Annotated in this window: 17 protein-coding genes; 9 read left to right on the top strand and 8 right to left on the bottom strand. The window is 73.8% G+C overall.

What is annotated here, in order from left to right; translation table 11 throughout:
- Positions 1-193: 193 nt before the first annotated feature.
- On the bottom strand, positions 194-2,455 hold the full coding sequence (glgX, locus tag ACFWIC_RS20975) for a glycogen debranching protein GlgX (protein WP_380519691.1): 2,262 nt from the start codon (positions 2,453-2,455) through the stop codon (positions 194-196).
- A 777-nt stretch (positions 2,456-3,232) separates the two neighbouring features.
- Here glgX and ACFWIC_RS20970 point away from each other — a divergent pair.
- From ACFWIC_RS20970 to ACFWIC_RS20955, 4 genes are all read left to right on the top strand, one after another.
- Complete coding sequence (locus ACFWIC_RS20970) at positions 3,233-4,564, top strand: Ig-like domain-containing protein (RefSeq protein ID WP_380519690.1); 1,332 nt, start codon at positions 3,233-3,235, stop codon at positions 4,562-4,564.
- A gap of 244 nt (positions 4,565-4,808) precedes the next feature.
- Positions 4,809-6,098, top strand: a complete 1,290-nt coding sequence (locus ACFWIC_RS20965; protein WP_380519689.1) for an Ig-like domain-containing protein — start codon at positions 4,809-4,811, stop codon at positions 6,096-6,098.
- A 211-nt stretch (positions 6,099-6,309) separates the two neighbouring features.
- A complete protein-coding gene (locus tag ACFWIC_RS20960) occupies positions 6,310-7,605 on the top strand; it encodes an Ig-like domain-containing protein (protein WP_380519688.1) in 1,296 nt (431 codons plus the stop codon).
- A 177-nt stretch (positions 7,606-7,782) separates the two neighbouring features.
- Positions 7,783-8,280, top strand: a complete 498-nt coding sequence (locus tag ACFWIC_RS20955) for an ATP-binding protein (RefSeq protein ID WP_329882967.1) — start codon at positions 7,783-7,785, stop codon at positions 8,278-8,280.
- Between the two features lie 356 nt (positions 8,281-8,636).
- Here the strand turns inward: ACFWIC_RS20955 and ACFWIC_RS20950 are convergent, their stop codons facing one another.
- The 3 genes from ACFWIC_RS20950 to ACFWIC_RS20940 all read right to left on the bottom strand — a co-directional run bounded on the left by ACFWIC_RS20950 (position 8,637) and on the right by ACFWIC_RS20940 (position 9,960).
- On the bottom strand, positions 8,637-9,119 hold the full coding sequence (locus ACFWIC_RS20950) for a hypothetical protein (RefSeq protein ID WP_329882966.1): 483 nt from the start codon (positions 9,117-9,119) through the stop codon (positions 8,637-8,639).
- Positions 9,119-9,535, bottom strand: coding sequence for a helix-turn-helix transcriptional regulator (locus ACFWIC_RS20945; protein WP_329882965.1), 417 nt, complete (start codon positions 9,533-9,535; stop codon positions 9,119-9,121). Before ACFWIC_RS20945 ends, ACFWIC_RS20950 begins: the two co-directional genes overlap by 1 nt.
- Before the next feature lie 62 nt (positions 9,536-9,597).
- Positions 9,598-9,960 carry a type II toxin-antitoxin system RelE/ParE family toxin gene (locus ACFWIC_RS20940; RefSeq protein WP_329882964.1) on the bottom strand — a complete coding sequence of 121 codons (363 nt, stop codon included), beginning with the start codon at positions 9,958-9,960 and terminating at the stop codon, positions 9,598-9,600.
- A 342-nt stretch (positions 9,961-10,302) separates the two neighbouring features.
- Between ACFWIC_RS20940 and ACFWIC_RS20935 the strand changes: the two genes are divergently transcribed.
- Positions 10,303-10,875 carry a dihydrofolate reductase family protein gene (locus ACFWIC_RS20935; protein ID WP_329952193.1) on the top strand — a complete coding sequence of 191 codons (573 nt, stop codon included), beginning with the start codon at positions 10,303-10,305 and terminating at the stop codon, positions 10,873-10,875.
- 43 nt (positions 10,876-10,918) lie between these two features.
- Here ACFWIC_RS20935 and ACFWIC_RS20930 read toward each other — a convergent pair whose 3' ends face one another.
- The 3 genes from ACFWIC_RS20930 to ACFWIC_RS20920 all read right to left on the bottom strand — a co-directional run bounded on the left by ACFWIC_RS20930 (position 10,919) and on the right by ACFWIC_RS20920 (position 14,590).
- Positions 10,919-12,298, bottom strand: coding sequence for a pyridoxal-phosphate dependent enzyme (locus ACFWIC_RS20930; protein WP_380357176.1), 1,380 nt, complete (start codon positions 12,296-12,298; stop codon positions 10,919-10,921).
- A gap of 159 nt (positions 12,299-12,457) precedes the next feature.
- A complete protein-coding gene (locus ACFWIC_RS20925) occupies positions 12,458-13,033 on the bottom strand; it encodes a DUF4240 domain-containing protein (protein WP_329952191.1) in 576 nt (191 codons plus the stop codon).
- Between the two features lie 159 nt (positions 13,034-13,192).
- A complete protein-coding gene (locus ACFWIC_RS20920; protein ID WP_380519687.1) occupies positions 13,193-14,590 on the bottom strand; it encodes a helix-turn-helix domain-containing protein in 1,398 nt (465 codons plus the stop codon).
- Positions 14,591-14,803: 213 nt separating this feature from the next.
- On the opposite strand from ACFWIC_RS20920, the gene ACFWIC_RS20915 reads away from it, so the two are divergent.
- The gene (locus ACFWIC_RS20915; RefSeq protein ID WP_380519686.1) at positions 14,804-15,595 is read left to right on the top strand and encodes a hypothetical protein; all 792 of its coding nucleotides are present in this window, start codon (positions 14,804-14,806) and stop codon (positions 15,593-15,595) included.
- 98 nt (positions 15,596-15,693) lie between these two features.
- On the top strand, positions 15,694-16,506 hold the full coding sequence (locus tag ACFWIC_RS20910; protein ID WP_380519685.1) for a S1 family peptidase: 813 nt from the start codon (positions 15,694-15,696) through the stop codon (positions 16,504-16,506).
- 91 nt (positions 16,507-16,597) lie between these two features.
- Here the strand turns inward: ACFWIC_RS20910 and ACFWIC_RS20905 are convergent, their stop codons facing one another.
- Entirely contained in the window at positions 16,598-17,341 is a 744-nt protein-coding gene (locus tag ACFWIC_RS20905) for a TetR/AcrR family transcriptional regulator C-terminal domain-containing protein (protein ID WP_380519684.1), read from the bottom strand.
- Between the two features lie 160 nt (positions 17,342-17,501).
- Here ACFWIC_RS20905 and ACFWIC_RS20900 point away from each other — a divergent pair, with 160 nt between their 5' ends.
- Together ACFWIC_RS20900 and ACFWIC_RS20895 are read left to right on the top strand one after the other, a co-directional pair.
- Positions 17,502-18,110, top strand: a complete 609-nt coding sequence (locus ACFWIC_RS20900) for an NADPH-dependent FMN reductase (protein ID WP_380357157.1) — start codon at positions 17,502-17,504, stop codon at positions 18,108-18,110.
- 47 nt (positions 18,111-18,157) lie between these two features.
- Positions 18,158-18,815, top strand: a 658-nt coding sequence (locus ACFWIC_RS20895) for an MFS transporter (protein WP_380519683.1), incomplete at its 3' end; no start/stop codon positions are given.

Here is an 18,815-nt window from a genome sequence, read left to right as displayed (position 1 = left end):
CTCATCCGGTTTTTCGGACCTGTCGTCGAATACCGGCCACGGACCCGGCGGCGGCGGTGTTCCGGCCGTGGTGCTCCGGCGGCTCCGGTGACGGGGTGACGGGTGACCCTCGGTGGGCCTCCGCGGCTCTCCGCGGCTCTCCGCGGCTCTCCCCGGCTCTCCGTGGCCTCCGGGGGCGGTGGGGCGTCCGGGGTCAGGCGCCGTCGGGCGGCCCGGACGGGCGGCCGCCTCCGTCCGGTGTCCGCAACAGCCGCAGCGAGCGTCCGGCCAGGACGACCGCGTCCTGCGGGAGGTGCGTGCCGGTGTCGTCCGCCGCCGTCTCCACGACCGTCTCGTACCGTGCGCCGGGCGCCGCCCAGGGCTCCCCGGGAAGGGTGAAGGTGACCGGTTCGGGCCCGGAGTTGAGCAGCAGGAGGAAGCTGTCGTCGCGCAGGGGCCGGCCGTACCGGTCCCGCTCGGACATCGCCGCGCCCGAGAGCAGCATGCCCAGGCCGGCGGTCGGGGTGAACCAGTCGGCCTCGGTCATCTCCTTGCCGAGCGCGGTGAACCAGGCCAGGTCCGGCTGGCCGCCGGGGGCGGGGGCGCGGCCGGAGAAGAACGCCCGCTGCCGCAGCACCGGGTGGGCGCGCCGCAGCCGGACGAGGCGCGCGGTGAACTCGTACAGCCCGCGCCAGGCCGGGTCGGCCAGCAGCGACCAGTCCACCCAGCCGACCTCGTTGTCCTGGCAGTAGGCGTTGTTGTTGCCGCCCTGGGTGCGGCCGAACTCGTCGCCGGCGGTGAGCATCGGGACGCCGGCCGAGAGCAGCAGGGTGGCCGTCAGGTTGCGCAGCTGGCGTTGCCGCAGGGAGTTGACGGCCGGGTCGGCGGTCTCGCCCTCGGCGCCGTGGTTCCAGGACCGGTTGTCGTCGGTGCCGTCCCGGTTGGCCTCGCCGTTGGCCTCGTTGTGCTTGCGGTCGTACGAGACGAGGTCGCGCAGGGTGAAGCCGTCGTGGGCCGTCACGAAGTTGACCGAGGCGTAGGGCCGCCGCCCGCCGCGCTGGTAGAGGTCGGAGGAGCCGGTGAGCCGGTAGCCCAGCTCCCGGACGTCCGGGCGGGCGCCGCGCCAGAAGTCCCGCACGGTGTCCCGGTAGCGGTCGTTCCACTCGGCCCACAGCGGCGGGAAACCGCCGACCTGGTAGCCGCCGGGGCCGACGTCCCAGGGCTCGGCGATCAGCTTCACCCGGCTCAGGACCGGGTCCTGGGCGACGGCGGCGAGGAAGGGGTGGTCCATGTCGACGGCGTCGCCGCCCCGGGCCAGCGCGGCCGCCAGGTCGAATCGGAAGCCGTCCACGCCCATCTCGGTGACCCAGTACCGCAGCGAGTCGGTGATCAGCCGGATCACCTGCGGTCGGCGGGTGTCGAGGGTGTTCCCGCAGCCGGTGTAGTCGGCGTAGCCGCGCGGGCGGTTGGGCGGCAGGCGGTAGTAGCCCGAGTTGTCGATCCCGCGCAGCGAGAGCGAGGGGCCGAGCTCGGCGCCCTCCGCGGTGTGGTTGTAGACCACGTCGAGGATCACCTCGATCCCGGCCGCGTGCAGCGCGCGCACCATCCGTTTGAACTCGCCCACCTGGCCGCCGCGCGAGCCTGCGGCGGAGTAGCCGGCGTGCGGGGCGAAGTAGGCGGCGGTGTTGTAGCCCCAGTAGTTCACCAGCCCGCGGGCCTGGAGGTGGTCCTCGCTGACGTGCTGGTGGACGGGCAGCAGTTCGACCGCGGTGACGCCCAGGCCGGTGAGGTGGGCGACGGCGGCCGGGTGCGCCAGACCGGCGTAGGTGCCGCGCAGTTCGGGCGGGACCCCGGGGTGGCGGAGGGTGAAGCCCCGCACGTGCACCTCGTAGAGGACGGTCTCGGCCCACGGGGTCTTCGGGCGGTGGTCGTCGTACCAGTCGTCGTCGTCCTGGACCACGACGGATCTGGGCACGTACGGGGCCGAGTCGCGGTTGTCCCGGACGGTGTCGGCGACCTCCGCCTCGGGCCAGCCGCGGGCGGCGGCGCAGGCCGCGTCGTGGGAGGTGTAACAGCCGTCGACCGCGCGGGCGTACGGGTCGAGCAGCAGCTTGGCCGGATTCCAGCGGGCGCCGGTCCACGGGTCCCAGCGGCCGTGCACGCGGAAGCCGTACCGGGTGCCGGGGAGCACGCCCGGGACGAAGCCGTGCCAGACCTGGAAGTCCTGCTCGGTGAGCCGGTGCCGGGTCTCCCGGTCGTCCTCGTCGAAGAGGCAGAGCTCCACGGCCTCGGCGCCGGCCGCCCAGAGCGCGAAGTTGGTGCCGCGGAGGCCGTCCGGCTCGGTGCGGAACCGGGCGCCGAGCGGTTGCCAGCTGCCCGGCCACGGCGGCCCGTCGCCGTGCGCCGCGCCGTGTGCCGCTCCGCGCGCCGTGCCGTGTGCGCGCGCGGCGGTTTCCAGCTCCTGCCCTGACGCCATGGCGGTGCCCTCCCTGGCCGGGGTGTCCCGTACCCCGTGAGGGGTCTCTTTCCCTGATCGCACCGGGTGGATGCGGCTGAACGGTTTCTTACCGGCGGATGGCGGGCGGGCGCACGGAAAGTCGGCGGGTCCGACTTCCCCCGCAGCAGCCACCCGCGTCGGCCGCCTCCGCGGTGCGAGCGGACCGGCCGACCCGCCGTGACCGGCGGGCGGGGACCGGCGGGAAGGGGCACGGCCCGCGTCCACGGGCCCTGCGCGCGTATGCGTCGGGACCCCTCTCGGAGGCCGCCCGGTCCTCGTCGAGGAGGACGGGTTCGAGCACGCGAAGATCGGCGTCGAACGCCGCGTCCCCGAAGAGGAGGAGGAGTAGGAGCCGGAGCACGGAATCCCGGCATCCGCCCACGACAGCGGACCGGGAGGTCGGCGAGGCCGACTTCCCGTGCGGGGAAGCGGGTCGGCCCTCACCGGGAGGCGCGGGGAGGAGGCAGACGCGTCGGTCGTTCCACGTGCCCGGCGTCAAGGCTCGGTGTGCTCTCGGCCACCGGGGTGGGATTCTCCGGCGTGTCCGCGTGTCCCGCCGGGACTGCCCTCGTTGTGGGAGGTATCGGACGGAAACGGCGGGAGGCCCCGGGTATGCGGCCCCGAGGACTGATGTGGGCGCGGCGGGCGGCGGCGTCGTGGTGCTGCCTGGTCGTGCTGGCCGGTTGCTCGGGCGGCGGTGCACCGAGGACCCCGAGCGGCGACGCCGCCCCGCCGGGCGCGGGGGGTCCGCCGCCCGTGTCCCGCGCGGTGATCACCGCGCTGCCCGCCGACAACGCCCAGAACGTCCCGCCGGAGGGCCCGGCCCGGGTGACCGTCGCCCAGGGCCGGCTGGTCTCCGTCCGGCTGGCGGACACCCGGGGCAACGAGGTGGCGGGCGCGATCGCCGAGGACGGCACGAGCTGGGCGCCGTCCGGCCCGCTCCCGCTGGCCACCGCCTTCACCCTGGACGCGGTGGCCGAGGACGACCAGGGCCAGAAGGCCGCCCAGCACTCCGACTTCTCGACGATGGCCCGGGCGCACACCTTCGTGGCGTTCTTCACGCCCGAGGACGGTTCGACGGTGGGCGTCGGCATGCCGGTCTCGCTGCGGTTCAGCAGGACGATCACCGACCGGGCGGCGGTGGAGCGCGCGGTGGTGGTGACCGCGGACCCGCCGGTGGAGGTGGCCGCGCACTGGTTCGGCGGCCAGCGCCTGGACTTCCGGCCCAAGGCCTACTGGGCGGCGGGGACCAGGGTGTCGGTGGCGCTGCGGTTGAAGGACGTGCAGGGCGCGCCGGGCGAGTTCGGCACCCAGACGAAGGACGTCCGGTTCACGATCGGCCGGGCGCAGGTCTCCACCGTGGACCTGGACGCCCACACCCTCACCGTCCGGGCCGGCCAGGGCGGCAAGGTGGTGCGCACGCTCAAGGTGTCCGGCGGCGACGCCAAGCACACGACCTACCGGGGCGTGCTGGTGGTGTCGGAGAAGTACCGGGTGACGAGGATGAACTCGCAGACGGTCGGGATGGGCGACGAGTACGACATCAAGGACGTGCCGCACGCGATGCGGCTGACCAACTCGGGCACGTTCGTGCACGGCAACTACTGGGCGAACCCGGGGGTGTTCGGTACCGCGAACACCAGCCACGGCTGTATCGGGCTGGCGGACGTGAAGGGCGGTGCCAGCAAGGAGAGCCCGGCGGGCTGGCTGTTCGAGCACACCGTCCCGGGGGACGTGCTGGAGGTGAAGGCCTCGACGGGGGACACCGTCCCGCCGAGCAACGGACTGAACGGCTGGAACCTGCCCTGGGCGCAGTGGGTGGCGGGAAGCGCCCTCCAGCCCTCCGCGAGCCCCTCCGGTGCCGCGGCCGCCCCTTCCGTCGGGCCGTCCCCTGCCGCGGGCGCGCCGACCGGTGCGGCCGGGGTGACCGGTGCGCCGACCGGTCCGTCGTCGGCCCCGGCGGCCGGCCCGTCCACGAGCCCGTCGACGAGCCCGTCCGTGAGCCCCTTCGCGTCTCCCGCCGCGAGCCGTCCGGCGAGCCGGTCCGCGGGGCCCTCGCTGTCCGGGGCGCCGGTCACCGACCCGTAGGTCACGGACCTGCGGGCCGTCGGGCCGAAGGCCGTCGACGGCGCCCGGCCACGTGTGGCGATCCTGTGCAGGGGATCTTCACCCGCATTCACCCGCATTCACCGGGATCCTCCCCGGGGTTCACCCGTTCGGCCGAGCTATCCTGCTTGCCGCGCCGAAGCCCGGCGCGGAAGATCACCGGTCCGGTGCAACCCACCCGGGCGGAAGCGCGTCCATCAGGGTGGACACCGGGAGGGGAGAAACCGTGAAGCCGGTTAGGGCGGCCGACGCCGCGATACGTACCACCACCAGCCGCCGTCTGCGTCGCAGTGCGGTGGCGCTGGCGATGGGCGGGGTACTGCTGCTCACTGCGGCCTGCAACGACGACAAGAGCGGCGGTGACAAGGCGGCCGGGGGAGGCGACGCTGCCGCGACGGCCGGCGCCGACGGCGGGGCCGGCGGCAACGGCGGGACGCCGTCTCCCGCGCAGACCTCGACGGCGCCGAAGACCTCGACGGCGGTGCTGACCGTCGAGCCCAAGGACGGCGCCCAGGACGTCGCGCCGACCAACGCGCTCCAGGTGTCGGTGGCCAACGGCAAGCTCACCACGGTCGAGGTGACCGACAAGGAGGGCAAGCCCGTCGCGGGCGCCATCACCCCGGACGGCCTGGGCTGGAAGCCGGCCGGCGCGCTGGCCGTCGGCATGGCGTACAAGGTGAACGCGCAGGCCGCGGACGCCGAGGGCCTGGTGGCCGCGTCCACCACCTCGTTCACCACACTGACGCCGGACAAGAAGGTCTCCACCAACGACAACATCGCCGACAACGCCACCTACGGCGTCGGCATGATCGTCTCGGTGGTCTTCAACAAGGACATCAAGAACAAGGCCGAGGTCCTCAAGGGCATCTCCTTCGAGACCAACAACGGCACCGAGGTGAAGGGCCACTGGTTCGGCAGCCGCCGGGTGGACTTCCGCCCCGAGAAGTACTGGACGCCGGGCACCAAGGTGACCATCAAGTACCGGCTGAAGAACGTCGAGGTGGCCCCCGGCGTCTACGGCGACGTCGAGAAGGACGAGCCGTTCGTCATCGGCCGCGCGCAGGTCTCCGTGGCGGACTCGGCCTCGCACCAGATGACGGTGACCCGGGACGGCGTGAGCCACACCGTGCCGGTGACCCTCGGGGACGAGAAGAACCCGTCCTGGAACGGCACCATGGTGGTCTCCAGCAAGGAGAAGGTCACCCGGATGAACTCGCAGACCGTCGGTCTCGGCGGCGAGTACGACATCCCGGACGTGCCGCACGCGATGCGGCTGACCACCTCCGGCACCTTCGTGCACGGCAACTACTGGGCCAACCCGTTCGGGAAGAGCAACGCCAGTCACGGCTGCATCTCGATGCAGGACGAGAAGGGCGGCAGCGACACCTCGGTGGCCGGCAAGTTCTTCAACGACTCGATCATCGGTGACGTCATCACCGTGAAGAACTCCAAGGAGAAGACCGTCGCCCCCGACAACGGGCTGAGCGGCTGGAACATCCTCTGGCCCAACTGGTAGCTCCTACCCGCCGGTAGACCGGTGCAGTCCCGGTTCGGCAACCGACCGGCCCGATCCTCACTCGTTGGGGTCGGGCCGGTCGTGTTTTCCGGGCCGATCGCCCCCCGAACGGCGCAACCTTTCCGGTGGCTGCCGCGTGTATCTGTCGGGTCCCCCGACACCCCGGCACCGGGGCGGGGTCGCGCGCGCGGGACCGAGGGAGGGAGCGACGGTGAGGTCGATACGCAGGACGGTGGCCGCCGGTCTGGTCGGCGGTGCGCTGGTGCTGACCAGCGCCTGTGGCGGCGGGGGGAACGGGAGCGCGGCCAGGGCCGAGCTGGGTGTCGGCGGGGCCGCGGGGGCCTCGTCGGCGGCGGCTCCGGCCTCGGGCGGTCCGGACGCCGGGGCCGCCCCGGCGGGCACGGGGACGCCGGGTGCGGCTGCGCCGGGCACCGGGACGCCGAGCGCCACGCCGAAGGTCTCGCAGGCGGTGGTGGACGTCCAGCCGAAGAGCGGGTCCGTGGACGTCGCCCCGGACGGCGCGCTCAAGGTCGCGGTGGCCGGCGGGAGGCTCACCACCGTGAAGGTGAACGACCGGACCGGCAAGGAGGTGGCCGGTGTCATCGCCGCCGACGGGTCGAGCTGGAGCCCGTCCGGTCCGCTGGCGGTCGGCACCGCGTACCAGGTCAGCGCGCTCGCGGTGGACGCCGGCGGCGTGGTCGCGTCGGCGGACAGCAGCTTCAGCACGTTGACGCCGGAGCGCGAGGCGAAGGCCGGCGACAACATCGTCGACGACGCCACCTACGGCGTCGGCATGATCGTCTCGGTGACCTTCGACAAGGACGTCAAGAACAAGGAGGCGGTCGCGAAGGGCATCACCTTCAAGACCGACAACGGCACCGTGGTGAAGGGCCACTGGTTCGGCAACCGCCGGCTGGACTTCCGCCCGGAGAAGTACTGGACGCCGGGGACCAAGGTCACGGTCCAGTACCGGCTGAAGAGCGTGGAGATCGCCGCGGGCGTCTACGGGGGCGTCGACCGGGACGAGCCCTTCACTATCGGGCGATCCCGCGTCTCGACGGTTGACGCCAAGTCCCACCGGATGACGGTGGTCCAGGACGGTCAGAGCTCGGTCGTCGACATCACCTCCGGCTCGCCCGAGCACCCGACCTGGAACGGCACCATGGTCGTCATGTCGAAGGAGGGCGTGGTGCGGATGCAGTCCAGCAGCATGCCCGGTATGACCGGCGACCCCTACGACCTGCAGGTGCCGCACTCCATGCGGCTCACCGACTCCGGTACGTACGTGCACGGGAACTACTGGAGCAACGCCTTCGGCGCCGACAACGTCAGCCACGGTTGCGTGGGCCTGAAGGACGTCAAGGGCGGCGGTGCGGGCACCTCGGCGGGCACGTTCTACGACGGCTCGCTGATCGGGGACGTCGTGTCGGTGAAGAATTCCTCGCGCGGTCAGGTCGCCCCGGACAACGGCCTCAGCGGCTGGAACCTGGACTGGAGTGCCTGGTAGGAGGCGGTACGCGGCAACCCGGGCTTGACGTCCGCCGGACCCGGGTTGCTCGCGGCATATGCCCGGCGGGTAGTGATCGTTTGGTCATTGTCCGTACGCGGCCGCTTGCGTTCCGCAATGATGGACCGCATGGCGGGTTGGGGCGAAACAGATCAGTCATCACTTCTCGCGTCCAGCTTGATTGCTGACGCGTCGTGGGCGTGCTTCCAGGACGCGCTGGCGGCCCTGGAGCGGCTCAGCTCGGAGGAGCTGGAGCGGATGTACGTCGGCAGGCTGTGCGACCAGTCGGCGTCCGGTGAGGTGCGGTTGCCTTCCCGGCCGGAGTCCGGCCCGGTGGCGCGCCGGCTGGTGCTCTCGGTGCTGGAGACCTGGGAGCTGCACCAGCAGCTGGAGGTCGGCGAGTTACTGACCAGCGAGCTGGTGGCCAACGCGGTGCGGCATGCCGCCGGGCGCACCATCGGACTCCAGGTGTCGCGGAAACCCGGCTGGCTCCGGGTCGAGGTGCGGGACTCGTCGCGGGCGTTGCCGTGCATGATCCTGGCCGAGCCGCTGCCGATCAACGAGCGCGGGCGCGGACTCAAGGTGGTCGACGACCTGGCGGACCGCTGGGGTGCCGACCTGATGCCGCGCGGCAAGGGCGTCTGGTTCGAGCTGAAGGTGCGCGAGCGGCACTGAGGGCCGGGGTTCGAACGGACCGGGGGCTCGAACGGCCCCTGCGGCTCGAACGGGCCCGGGAAACACGCAGGGCCCCCGATTCACCGTGGTCCGGTGGCTGGGGGCCCGTGCAGGTCATCGCGCCGGCCAAGGGGGTGCGTGCCGCGCGATGGGCGACGGCTGCGCCAGGTCGGGCCAGCCGTGGTCTCGGTGTGCCTGCGGCGAGTTGTCGTCGCCCGCCGTCGGACATGTCGACTATCGCACGGATCTCAGCATGTGGGCAAACCGAGTGGCTTCGATTGCAAGGTTTGTAACTTAGTTCACCTTGGGAATTTGCATAGGTTCACGCTGGCGCCTGAGATTATTCACGATCGGAGCTATTCACGGCCGGAGTGACCCGTGTGTGCGGCGTGTGCGGGATGTGCCGACGGCCACGTGCTGCGCACCGAGAGCAACGGGGTGTCGATTCCCAGCTTGGCGGCCGTGCTGTGCACCGACTCCCGGAGGTACGGGTAGAGCACCGTCACGCCGATCTGGTCGACGAACCACTGCTGCGCCTCGGCCCCCAGCTCGAACGGCCCGCCGAGCGAGAACGCCGCCACCGCGTCGACGACGAAGTCCGCCTGGGCGGCGGCCAGCTCCAGCCGGCAGCGCACCTCCAGGGTGGCGCCGTCGTCGCCCTGCCGGAGCCAGACCGACAGCGCGGTGCGCAGCTCCTCCTCCGGCCGGGGCTCCGGCCGGTCGAACAGTCGCCTCCCGCCCACCTCCAGGAAGACGACGTCGTCCAGCTGGGCGGCCTCGGCGAGCTCCTGGAAGCTCCCGAACCGCCGGACCGGGCGGCGGGCGGCGGGCGGCGTCATCAGACGGTCACCGACCGGGCGTCGCCGTCCGTCCAGACCGTCGTCCGGGGTCGTCGAGCGCCCTCGCGGGTCGCCACCCGGACCTGCACCCGCACCTCGACGGGCGCGGGCGTCCAGACCGGCGTCAGGTCGGCGGAGGTGTGGTCGACCAGCGTGTGGAGCCGGGCGCCGACGGCCCGGGCGTAGCGCTGGAGCGTCGAGTAGCGGGCGTCGCCGCCGGCGCGCTCGAACTCGGAGACCGTCGACTGGGAGGTGCCCATCAGCTCCGCCACGTCGCGCTGGGTCAGCCCGCACTTCCGGCGGGCCACCACCAGGGTCTCGATCAGCTCGGCGTAGGCCGTCGCGTCGTCCAGCGCGGCTGCGGTGCGGGGATCGTCCGGGTCGATGCCGAGAAGATCATGCAGTGTCGATGCCATGGCCGCCTCCCCTCCGAGTGCTCCCACAGTATCGCCCAAAACCGATACCGAGAACCGGGAACTCATCCGTTCGGTGACCTCCGCCGCCACTCCCGGAGTCGTTTCGAGGCGGTGCCGCGCTCGTTCGACGGGGTCTTCTGGGACTTCTTCTGGAAGAACGACAGGGCGAGCAGGACGAGGCCCCCCGACTCCTCCGCGTAGAGCAGGCGGAAGGTGCGGTGATCGCCGGTGAGGCGCACCTCCAGCAGGTCGTCGCCCAGGTCCTTGACGTCGCCCGGCAGCGTCTGCCGCTCCTTGACGCGGTTCAGCAGGACGAACAGCCGGGCGCGCTCGTGCGGGGCGAGATCGGCCTTCTGCAGTTCCTTCTGCACCGGCGCCGATCCGTCGACGCCTTGGTAGAACGCCCAGTCCCGTGCCGTCGACACCCCGCCCCACCCCCTCCGTCCGCCCTTCCGGGCAGTCTAGGCGGCGGGCCGATCAACGTCTGTGCGCCGGTTCCCGGTTGAGGGCGGCCCGGACGCGCCCGGGCGCGTCCGGCACGCCGGCACGCCGGCACGCCGGTACGGGCGGACCGCCCTGCGCCGGTCCGCGAATCCGGCGAAGACTCCCGGCGAAGGCTCCCGGCGAAGAAACACCGTGCGGACCGATGACTTCGTCCCTGATCGGCAGTCATAGATCATGACCGGTAAGCCGACGGCCGCCGACGCCGTCGGGGCGCACCGGTCGGACATGCCGGGAAGCGGACACGAGTCACCGAGGACCTTCAGATGCGAACCCTGATCAGCACCGCCTTCATCTCGCTCGACGGCGTCGTCGAGGCTCCGGGCGGCGAGCCCGGATACCGGAACTCCGGCTGGACCTTCAAGGACGTCGAGTTCCTCCCCGACGCCTTCGAGATCAAGGGCCGGGAGCAGCAGGAGGCCGCCGCGATGCTGCTGGGCCGGACCAGCTACGAGGCGTTCAGCGCGGTGTGGCCGGACATGGCGGACTTCGCCGAGTACAAGGTGATGCCGAAGTACGTCGTCTCGACCACGCTCACCGAGGACGGCCTGGTCACCGGCTGGGGCGAGACCACGATCCTGCGCTCGGTCGACGACGTGGCCGCGCTCAAGGAGACCGAGGGCGGACCGATCATCATCCACGGCAGTGCCTCCCTGACCCGGAGCCTCTCCGACGCCGGTCTGATCGACCGCTACCACCTGCTGGTCTTCCCGCTCCTGCTCGGCGCCGGGAAGCGGCTGTTCAGCGCCACCGACAAGGACGTCCAGAAGCTGAAGCTGGTCGAGCACGAGGTCTACGCCAACGGCCTGCAGAAGAACGTGTTCGACGTCGTCCGCTGACCGGGGACCCGGCCACGACCGGGCGGTCCGCGCCGGGCCCGTCCTATCCGCTGCCGAGGGCCGACCTCGGCAGCACCCCGGCCGCCCGGCCGTCCACCAGGACCAGCACGCCCGGATGCGCCTCCCCCAGCGCCGCGCGGGCCTCGGCCGCCGACTGCCCGACGCCCACCGTCGGCAGCGCAGGCCCGATCAGTGCGCCCAAGGGGGCGTCCGGCTTGGCGGTGCCGTCCGCGAGCGCCGCCGCCAGCACCTCCCGGGACACCGAGCCGACCACCTCCATCACGCTCACCCCGTACGGGCGCGTCGCCCGCGCCAGGACGGCCGGGGCCACGCCGTCCGGCACCGCGCGCAGCGCCCGCGCCGCCTCGCCGACCGTCGCCGCGGCGTCGACCGTGACCAGCGGCCCGGCACCGGCCAGGAGCGGCCGCAGGCCGTCCGGCTCCTCCAGGAAGCCCCACTCCCGCATCCACGCGTCGCTGTGCACCTTGGACAGGTACGAGCGGCCCGAGTCCGGCAGCAGCACCACGACCAGGTCGTCCGGGCCCAGCCGCCGCGCCACCCGCAGGGCCGCCGCCACCGCCGTGCCGGACGACGGCCCGGCCAGGATGCCCTCCTCGCGGGCGAGTCTGCGCACCGTCAGCAGCGACTCGCGGTCCGGGACGCGTTCGAAGGAGTCCGCGACGTCCGGCCGGTAGGCCTCCGGCCAGCGGTCCTCGGCGGTGGCGGGGTGGACGAAGTGGCCGATGCTCTCGACGAAGTACGGGCTGCCGTCCCCGCCTCCGTAGACCGAGGACTCGGGGTCGGCGCCGACGACGGTCACCGCGCCGCCCGAGACCTCCTTGAGGTACTCCCCGGTACCGGTGATGGTGCCGCCGGTGCCGACCCCCGCGACGAAGTGGGTCACCCGGCCGCCGGTCTGCTCCCAGACCTCCGGCCCGGTGGTCCGCACATGGGCGTCGGGATTCGCCGGGTTGTCGTACTGGTTGGCGAACCAGGCTCCGGGAATCTCCTCGGCGAGCCGCCGGACGACGTTGAACAGGTGCGCCGGGTCCTCCAGCGGCAGGACGGTCGGCGCGAGCACCACCTCCGCGCCGTACGCCCGCAGGATGTCCGACTTCTCCGGCGCGGCCTTGTCGGCCACCCCCACGATCACCCGGTACCCGCGCTGTTGCCCGATGAGCGCCAGGCCGATGCCGGTGTTGCCGGAGGTCGCCTCGACGATCGTCCCGCCGGGCTTCAGCAGGCCCTCCCGCTCGGCGGCCAGCACCATGGACAGCGCGGCGCGGTCCTTGACGCTGCCGCCGATGCCGAGGAACTCGACCTTCGCGTAGACCGGCGCGGCGAGTCCGGCGCCGAGTCGGGCGAGACGGATCAGCGGTGTCCCGCCGATCGCGTCGAGTACGGATTCGTGCACTGCGGCCATCGCCGGCTCCTCAGCTCGTTCTGCGACCGTCGTCGACCCGACGTCCGACCGAGCCTGCCCAGCCCCGCGCACCGTTAGGCCGCTTCCCGGCGATCGTTCGATCGCCGCAGGGAACGGCCGGTGGGCGGACGGCGGACGGCGGCGGTCCGAGGGCGGACCCTAGGCCAGGAACAGTGCGGCCAGGCCGGGGAGCCTGCGGCCGACCTCGTCCTCGTCGTCGAAGTCGAACCCCTCGCCCATGTCGGGTGCGGTGCGCCCGGAGGGCGGTCCGCCGGCGGTCAGCGCGTCCCGGTCCTCCTCGCCGGGGGTCCGCTCGAACGCGCGGTGCGCCGCGTAGTTGGCCTCCTCGTCGAAGAGCAGCTCCTCCAGCTCCTCCGGGTCGCTGCCGCGCGCCACCGGGTGCCCGGCGAGGCTGTCGGGGGAGGCGAGCACGCGCTCGTACCAGTCCCGGCCGAGCGAGATCACCCCGGCGCGGAAGTCCGTGAACGCGTCGTCGGAGCAGCCGCCGCCGATGACGTAGGCCGCGCCCCACACGTCCCACCGGTACAGCGCCCCGTGCAGCTCGCCGAACCGCCGCTCGAACGCGGCGATCTCCGGGCGGGGCCGGGAGGCGAGCAGCGCGGCGAGCCGGCCGGCGAACGGCCGCTCCGCCGAGGCCCGGGCGGCGGCGGTCTCGACGATCGCCCAGAAGTCGTCGAGCGGCATGGCGGGGAGCGGTCGTGCACCGGTGGTCATGGCCGCACTCAACCAGGGAGGTCCGACAGTCACGGACGGAGCGGAGGGGGTTGACGGAGCGGAGGCGGCTGACGGAGCAAAGAGGGCGGAGGGAACGGAGGGGGAGCGGGGACGGGGGGTGGCAGGCCGGTCCCGTCCGGCGTTCTGCTCCCGGCGGGCTCAGTCGTCGGTGGGCGTGCGGGTCCAGCCACGGGTGCCGTCGGCCCAGAAGTAGCCGGGGGCACCGCGCAGGCCGACCGTGCGGAAGGGCTTGCCGTGGTCGTTGACGGTGAGGGTGCCCTGGCGGTCGCCGCTGCTCCACACCACCTCCAGGTACCAGCTGACGTCCTGGCCGGCCGTCGAGGCGTCGACGTTCAGCACCTGCGGGTCGGTGGACGAGACCCGGAACGGGAAGTCGGAGGACTTTCCCCTCGTGTTGCCCTCCGTCGCCGGGACGGGCACGGGCCGGGGCGCGGCCGCGTCCAGGTCGACGGCGAAGGCCGCCGGGGTGAGGCCGCCGCCGCAGCCCGAGCCCATGGTGTAGGCGTTCCACCTGGGCGCCGGGCGGGTGCCGACCACCTGCACGTAGAGGGCGTGCAGGACGACGGGCTTGTCCTCGGAACCCTGCGCGGTCAGCTGCAGCCGCAGGTGCCCGCCGGGGACGGCGTGCTGGGAGGCTGCCCAGGAGTCCGTCCGCCGGCCTCCCGGCGGCGCGGGCGTCGTGCCGGGCGGCTGGGCGGACAGGAACCACTGGCCGCAGGGGCTGCCCCAGTTGTCGGTCAGCACGTTCACGTGGAAGGGCGGCGCGTCGTCCTCGGTGGGCGTCGGCGTGGGCGTGGGCGTCTGCGCGGGCGCGGGTGTGGACGGCGGGGCCGTGGTGGGCGGGGGCGTCCCCGCCGGGTCGGCCGGAGGGACGGCGGCTGCCGACGGTCCGGGGCCCGCCGCAGGGGTCCCGGACCGTCCGGACAGGACGACCACCGGGACCAGCGCGGCCACGACGGCCACGGCGGCTGCGCTCAGCAGGATCCGGGCGACGCGTCGGCGGCGTCGGGGCTCCTGTGGGGGTTCGTCCCCGGCCCTCTCGTCCCCGGCCCGCTCGTCCGGGGCCCGCTCGTCCGGGGCCCGCTCGTCCGGGACCGGAGCCTCCTGGCTGCTCGGCGCGGAGGCCGGTCGGATCGCCGGAGGCCGCGGGCCTCCGCCGGGCCCGGGCGCGGACGGCGACTCCGGCAGAGCCGCCTGCCCGGTCTCCGGCTCGGGCTGCGGCTGCGGTTCAGGCAGCGGCTGCGGCACCGGCGCGGGCACCGGCCGGGCGGCCGGGGCTACGGGATCCCGGCGGCGGGACGCGTCCGCCAGGATCCACCGGCGGTGCAGCTCGACGAGCTCGTCGGTGCTCGCCCCGCAGACCCGGGCCAGCCGCTCCACCGGCGCGTACTCGTTGGGTACGGCCGCGCCGTTGCAGTAGCGGTGCAGGGTGGAGGTGCTGACGTGCAGCCGGGCGGCGAGCGTGCCGTAGCTGCGCCCCGAACGGTCCTTCAGCTCCCTCAGCAGCTCCGCGAACCGCTCCGTCTCGACACTCATCCGGTGCCCCCCTTGTCCCGTGACGGCGTTCCAGGCCCCGCCGAACGCGCAGCTCACGGTACCCGTAGGCGTTCCGGCGTCCCGAATCGCCCGGAAGCTCTGGCGGCCGGGACAGGACCCGGGCGAGTCTGCGGTCCGGCGGCAGACCGACGCCCCGGCCGAGCGGATCCGCCCGACCGGTCGACGCCCTCCGGCGGAGAAGAGGACCCACCCGTGACCGTCCACCGCATCCTGATCCCGTGCACCCTGGCCGTCCTCGGCGCGGTCGCCCTCACCGGGTGCTCCGGCGATCGACCGGCCGGCGGGACGACCGCCGCGGCGACCGCCCCGCACTCCGCGGTCACGCCGAACGCCACGGCCACGGCGGGAGCTGTGGACGCACCGGCCGCCGTCCCGGCGCCCCCGGCCGCCTCGGCCCCGCCCGCCCCTCCGGCGTCGGCCGCTGCTCCCGCAGTGCCCGCCGTGTCCGCTGCTCCCGCCGGGGCCGGCGGTGGAGGGGCGGGCGCACAGGGCGGCGCGCCCCTTCCGTCCCCCTCCACGCCGGGCAAGACCGCACCCGCCGTGCCGCGACCCGCGCCCCCGGCGGCCCGACCCGCCACCCCCGCAGCCGCGCCCGACCGGGCACCGAGCTGCAAGCCCGGGCAGCTCGCCGTCACGGCGAAGCCCGTCTCCCGCCCGGCCGGGCGCCTGCTGCTCACCGCCCGCAACACCGGGACCGCCCCGTGCGATCTGGGCCTGGTCGGGGTCGTCACCTTCGCGGGCGGGATCAAGGCCGCCGTTCCCGGCGGCATCGGCGGCGGGCCGAATGTCCTGATGCCCGGACAGGCGGGATACGAAGCGGTCACGCTGGTCGGTGAGGGCGCCCCGGGCAGCGGCGCCACCTCGACGGCGCTCACCGTCGCGCTCGACGACGGCGCCACGGTGACCGTCCGCACCACGTCCTTCGTCCACGCCCCCTCGTCCGGCCTGTGGCGGTCGACCGAGGCCGAGGCCCTCCGGCAGTGACCGGGCGGGCGGCGACGCCGCCCCGCCGAAGCGAACCGACCCGGGCGAACCGCCCGGCGTCCCACCCCGTGAACCCGAACGAAAGAGGAGCACCCCGCATGCGCATCCCGAACCGCCGCCCGCACCGCACCGCCACCCCCCACCGCACCGACGCCCCCGCCCGCACCGGTCGGCGCCCGCTCGCCGTCCTGCTGGCCGCCGCCGGGCTCCTGGCGGTGGCCGCCACGCCCGCCGCCGCCGTCCACGGCGGGTCGGACACGACGACCAGGGCGCACCCGTTCGTGATCGCCCTGGAGACGGCCGACGGTCAGCAGTGGTGCACCGGCGCCCTGATCGCCCCGACCAAGGTCCTCACGGCCGGCCACTGCGTCACCGAGGCCGACGACCCGACCACCCTGCGGGTGATCGCGGGCCGGACCGACCTCACCGGCACCGGCGGCCAGGAGCGGAGGGTGAAGAGCTTCAAGGTCGACCCCCGCTTCACCTCCGCCCTGGCCCACGACTCGGCGGTGCTCACCCTCGACCGGCCGCTCCGGCAGCGGACGGTCCGGGTGGCGGGCAAGGGCGACGAGAAGCTCTACCGGTACGGCCGCACGGCCACCGTGTACGGCTACGGCCGCACCGGTGACGGGCAGCCGGGCACGCACCTGAAGCAGGCGGTGCTCAGGCTCGCGGCGCCGGTCGACTGCTTCCCGTACGCCGACGCGGAGACCTCGCCGCTGCTGAAGGTCTGCGGCATGCCCGGTCCCGGGACGACCGACAGCATCTGCAAGGGCGACTCCGGCGGGCCGCTCGTCGTGGACGGCGTGGTGATCGGCGTCGTCTCGACCGGCAACAAGTACTGCGACACCCAGATCCCGGTCTCGGTGTTCACCCGGGCCACCGACGTGCCCCGGTCGATCCTGAGGTAGACGGGGCCTCGGGGCCACCGGGCCCGGACGGGAGCGGGCTCGGGCCCCCCGTCCGGGCCCGGGCTCGGCGCTGAGCGGGCCGGCGTGCGGGTCAGATGCCGAGGCGGGCCGCGACGCCGTCCAGGACGCAGTCGAGGCCGGTCTCGAACTGCCAGTCGCGGTCGTCCTTGCGGGTGGCCTCGGCGAGGTAGCGGTGGTAGGCGGGGTAGCGGCCGGTGGCCATCAGCCAGGTCATCCGGGGGGCGAGGGCGGCGCGGGCCGCGTCGCCGTCCGGCCAGCCCTTCTCGTGCTGCAGGGTCTGCAGGGCGACCTCGGTGGCGACCGAGCCGCGCACGTAGTCGGTCACGGTGCGGAAGACGGCCATCGTGGTGTCGGCGTCCAGGCCGTGTTCGGCGAGGGCGGCGAAGGCGTGCTCGGGGACGGCGAGCTGGTGCGGGGTGAGGGCGAAGGTGCCGGCCCGGGAGGTCCACGGGTGGGCGAGGTTCATCGCGCGGAGGGCGAGGGCGAGGGCGCGCATGGTGGCGCGCCAGTCCGTGCCGGAGCGGTCCAGGGGGAGCTCGGCGTAGACGGAGTCGACCATCAGCTCCAGGAGTTCGTCCTTGCCGGAGACGTACCGGTAGGCGGCCATCGGGGCGACGCCCAGTGTGGTGGCGAGGCGGCGCATGGTGACGGCGTCCAGGCCCTCGCTGTCGGCGAGGGCGATCGCGGCCGCGGCGATCCGGTGCGGGGTGAGCGCGTTCCGGGGGGTGGGGGCCGGGCGGTCGAGGCGTTCCCAGAGTGAGGCGGGGGGCTGCTCCGCGGCGGCGTCCTCGGGAGGGGTCTCGGGCGGGGTCATGGGCGGCTCCTTCCGGTGGGGTCGGCCGCCGGGGGCCGGGGGTCGGTGGCTCCGGGTGACGGCGGCCGATGTGTACAACGTATCAGCAGTAGACGTTGTACGCGTCGATGTGTACGTTGTATCCATCAGCGATACGTTGTACACATCGAGGGGGATCCCCATGTCCGCGAGCCCGTCCACCACCGTCGAACAGCTCCGCGTCGCCGTCATCGTCGGCTCCACCCGGGGCGGACGCTTCGCGCCGGTCGTCACCGGCTGGCTGCGCGAGCACCTCGACGCCCGGGGCGACCTGGAGGTCGACGTCGTCGACCTGCTCGAAACCCCGCTGCCCGCCGAGCTGCCGGACTTCGGGGGCACGGCCGCGCCCGGGACGGAGGAACTGCTCGCCGCCGTCTCCCCCCGGCTGGCCGCCGCCGACGCCTTCGTGATCGTCACGCCCGAGTACAACCACAGCTACCCCGCGCCGCTGAAGAACGCCCTCGACTGGCACAACCACGAGTTCCACGCCAAGCCGGTCGCCTTCGTGTCGTACGGCGGGATCTCCGGCGGCCTGCGCGCCGTCGAGGCGCTGCGCGTCGTCCTGGCCGAGTTGAACGCCGTGACCATCCGCAACACCGTCAGCTTCCACGGCGCCTGGGAGCGGTTCGACACCGACGGCAAGGCCGTCGACCCGGCCGCCGACGCCGCCGCCAAGACCCTGCTCGACCAGCTGACCTGGTGGGCCCAGGCGCTGCGCGACGCCAAGCGCGTCCGGCCGTTCACCGGCTGAGGGCCGGGACGAGGAGGGGACGAGGACGAGGAAGAGGGGGCGGAACCATGGAGCGGTTTCCCTGGCTGGGAGTGATCGGGCTGATGCTCGGGATCTTCCTCGGCGCGCTGGACGGCCAGATCGTCTCGACCGCGCTGCCCACGATGGTGGGCGATCTCGGCGGGCTCGACCATCTCTCCTGGGCGGTGACCGCGTACCTGCTCACCTCCGCCGCCGCCACCCCGCTCTGGGGCAAGCTCGGCGACCTGTACGGGCGGAAGGGCGCGTACCAGGGGGCGGTGGTGCTGTTCCTGGCCGGCTCGGTGCTCGTCGGGCTCGCCCGGTCGATGGAGCAGCTGATCGCCTTCCGGGCCCTCCAGGGGGTGGGCGCGGGCGGACTGATGGTCGGCGCGCTGGCGGTCGTCGGGGTGCTGGTGCCGGCCGAGGGGCGGGGGCGGGTGCAGTCGGTGATCGGTGTGCTGATGCCGGTCGCGTTCGTCGGCGGGCCCCTGCTCGGAGGGTTCCTCACCGACCACCTCAGCTGGCGCTGGGCCTTCTACGTCAACGTGCCGGTCGGGGTGTTCGCCCTCGCCGCAGTCGCGGGGGGGGGGGGGGGGGCGGGCCCCCCCCCCCCGCCCCGGGGGGGGGGGGGGGGGGGCCGCGGGGGGCGGCGGTCCCGCGGGGGGCGGGGGGGGCCCCCGGGGGGGCGCGGGGGGGGCCCCCCCG

This window comes from Kitasatospora sp. NPDC127035, assembly GCF_042726075.1.
Taxonomy (GTDB): Bacteria; Actinomycetota; Actinomycetes; order Streptomycetales; family Streptomycetaceae; genus Kitasatospora.
This window is presented reverse-complemented; position numbering and strand designations above follow the sequence as displayed.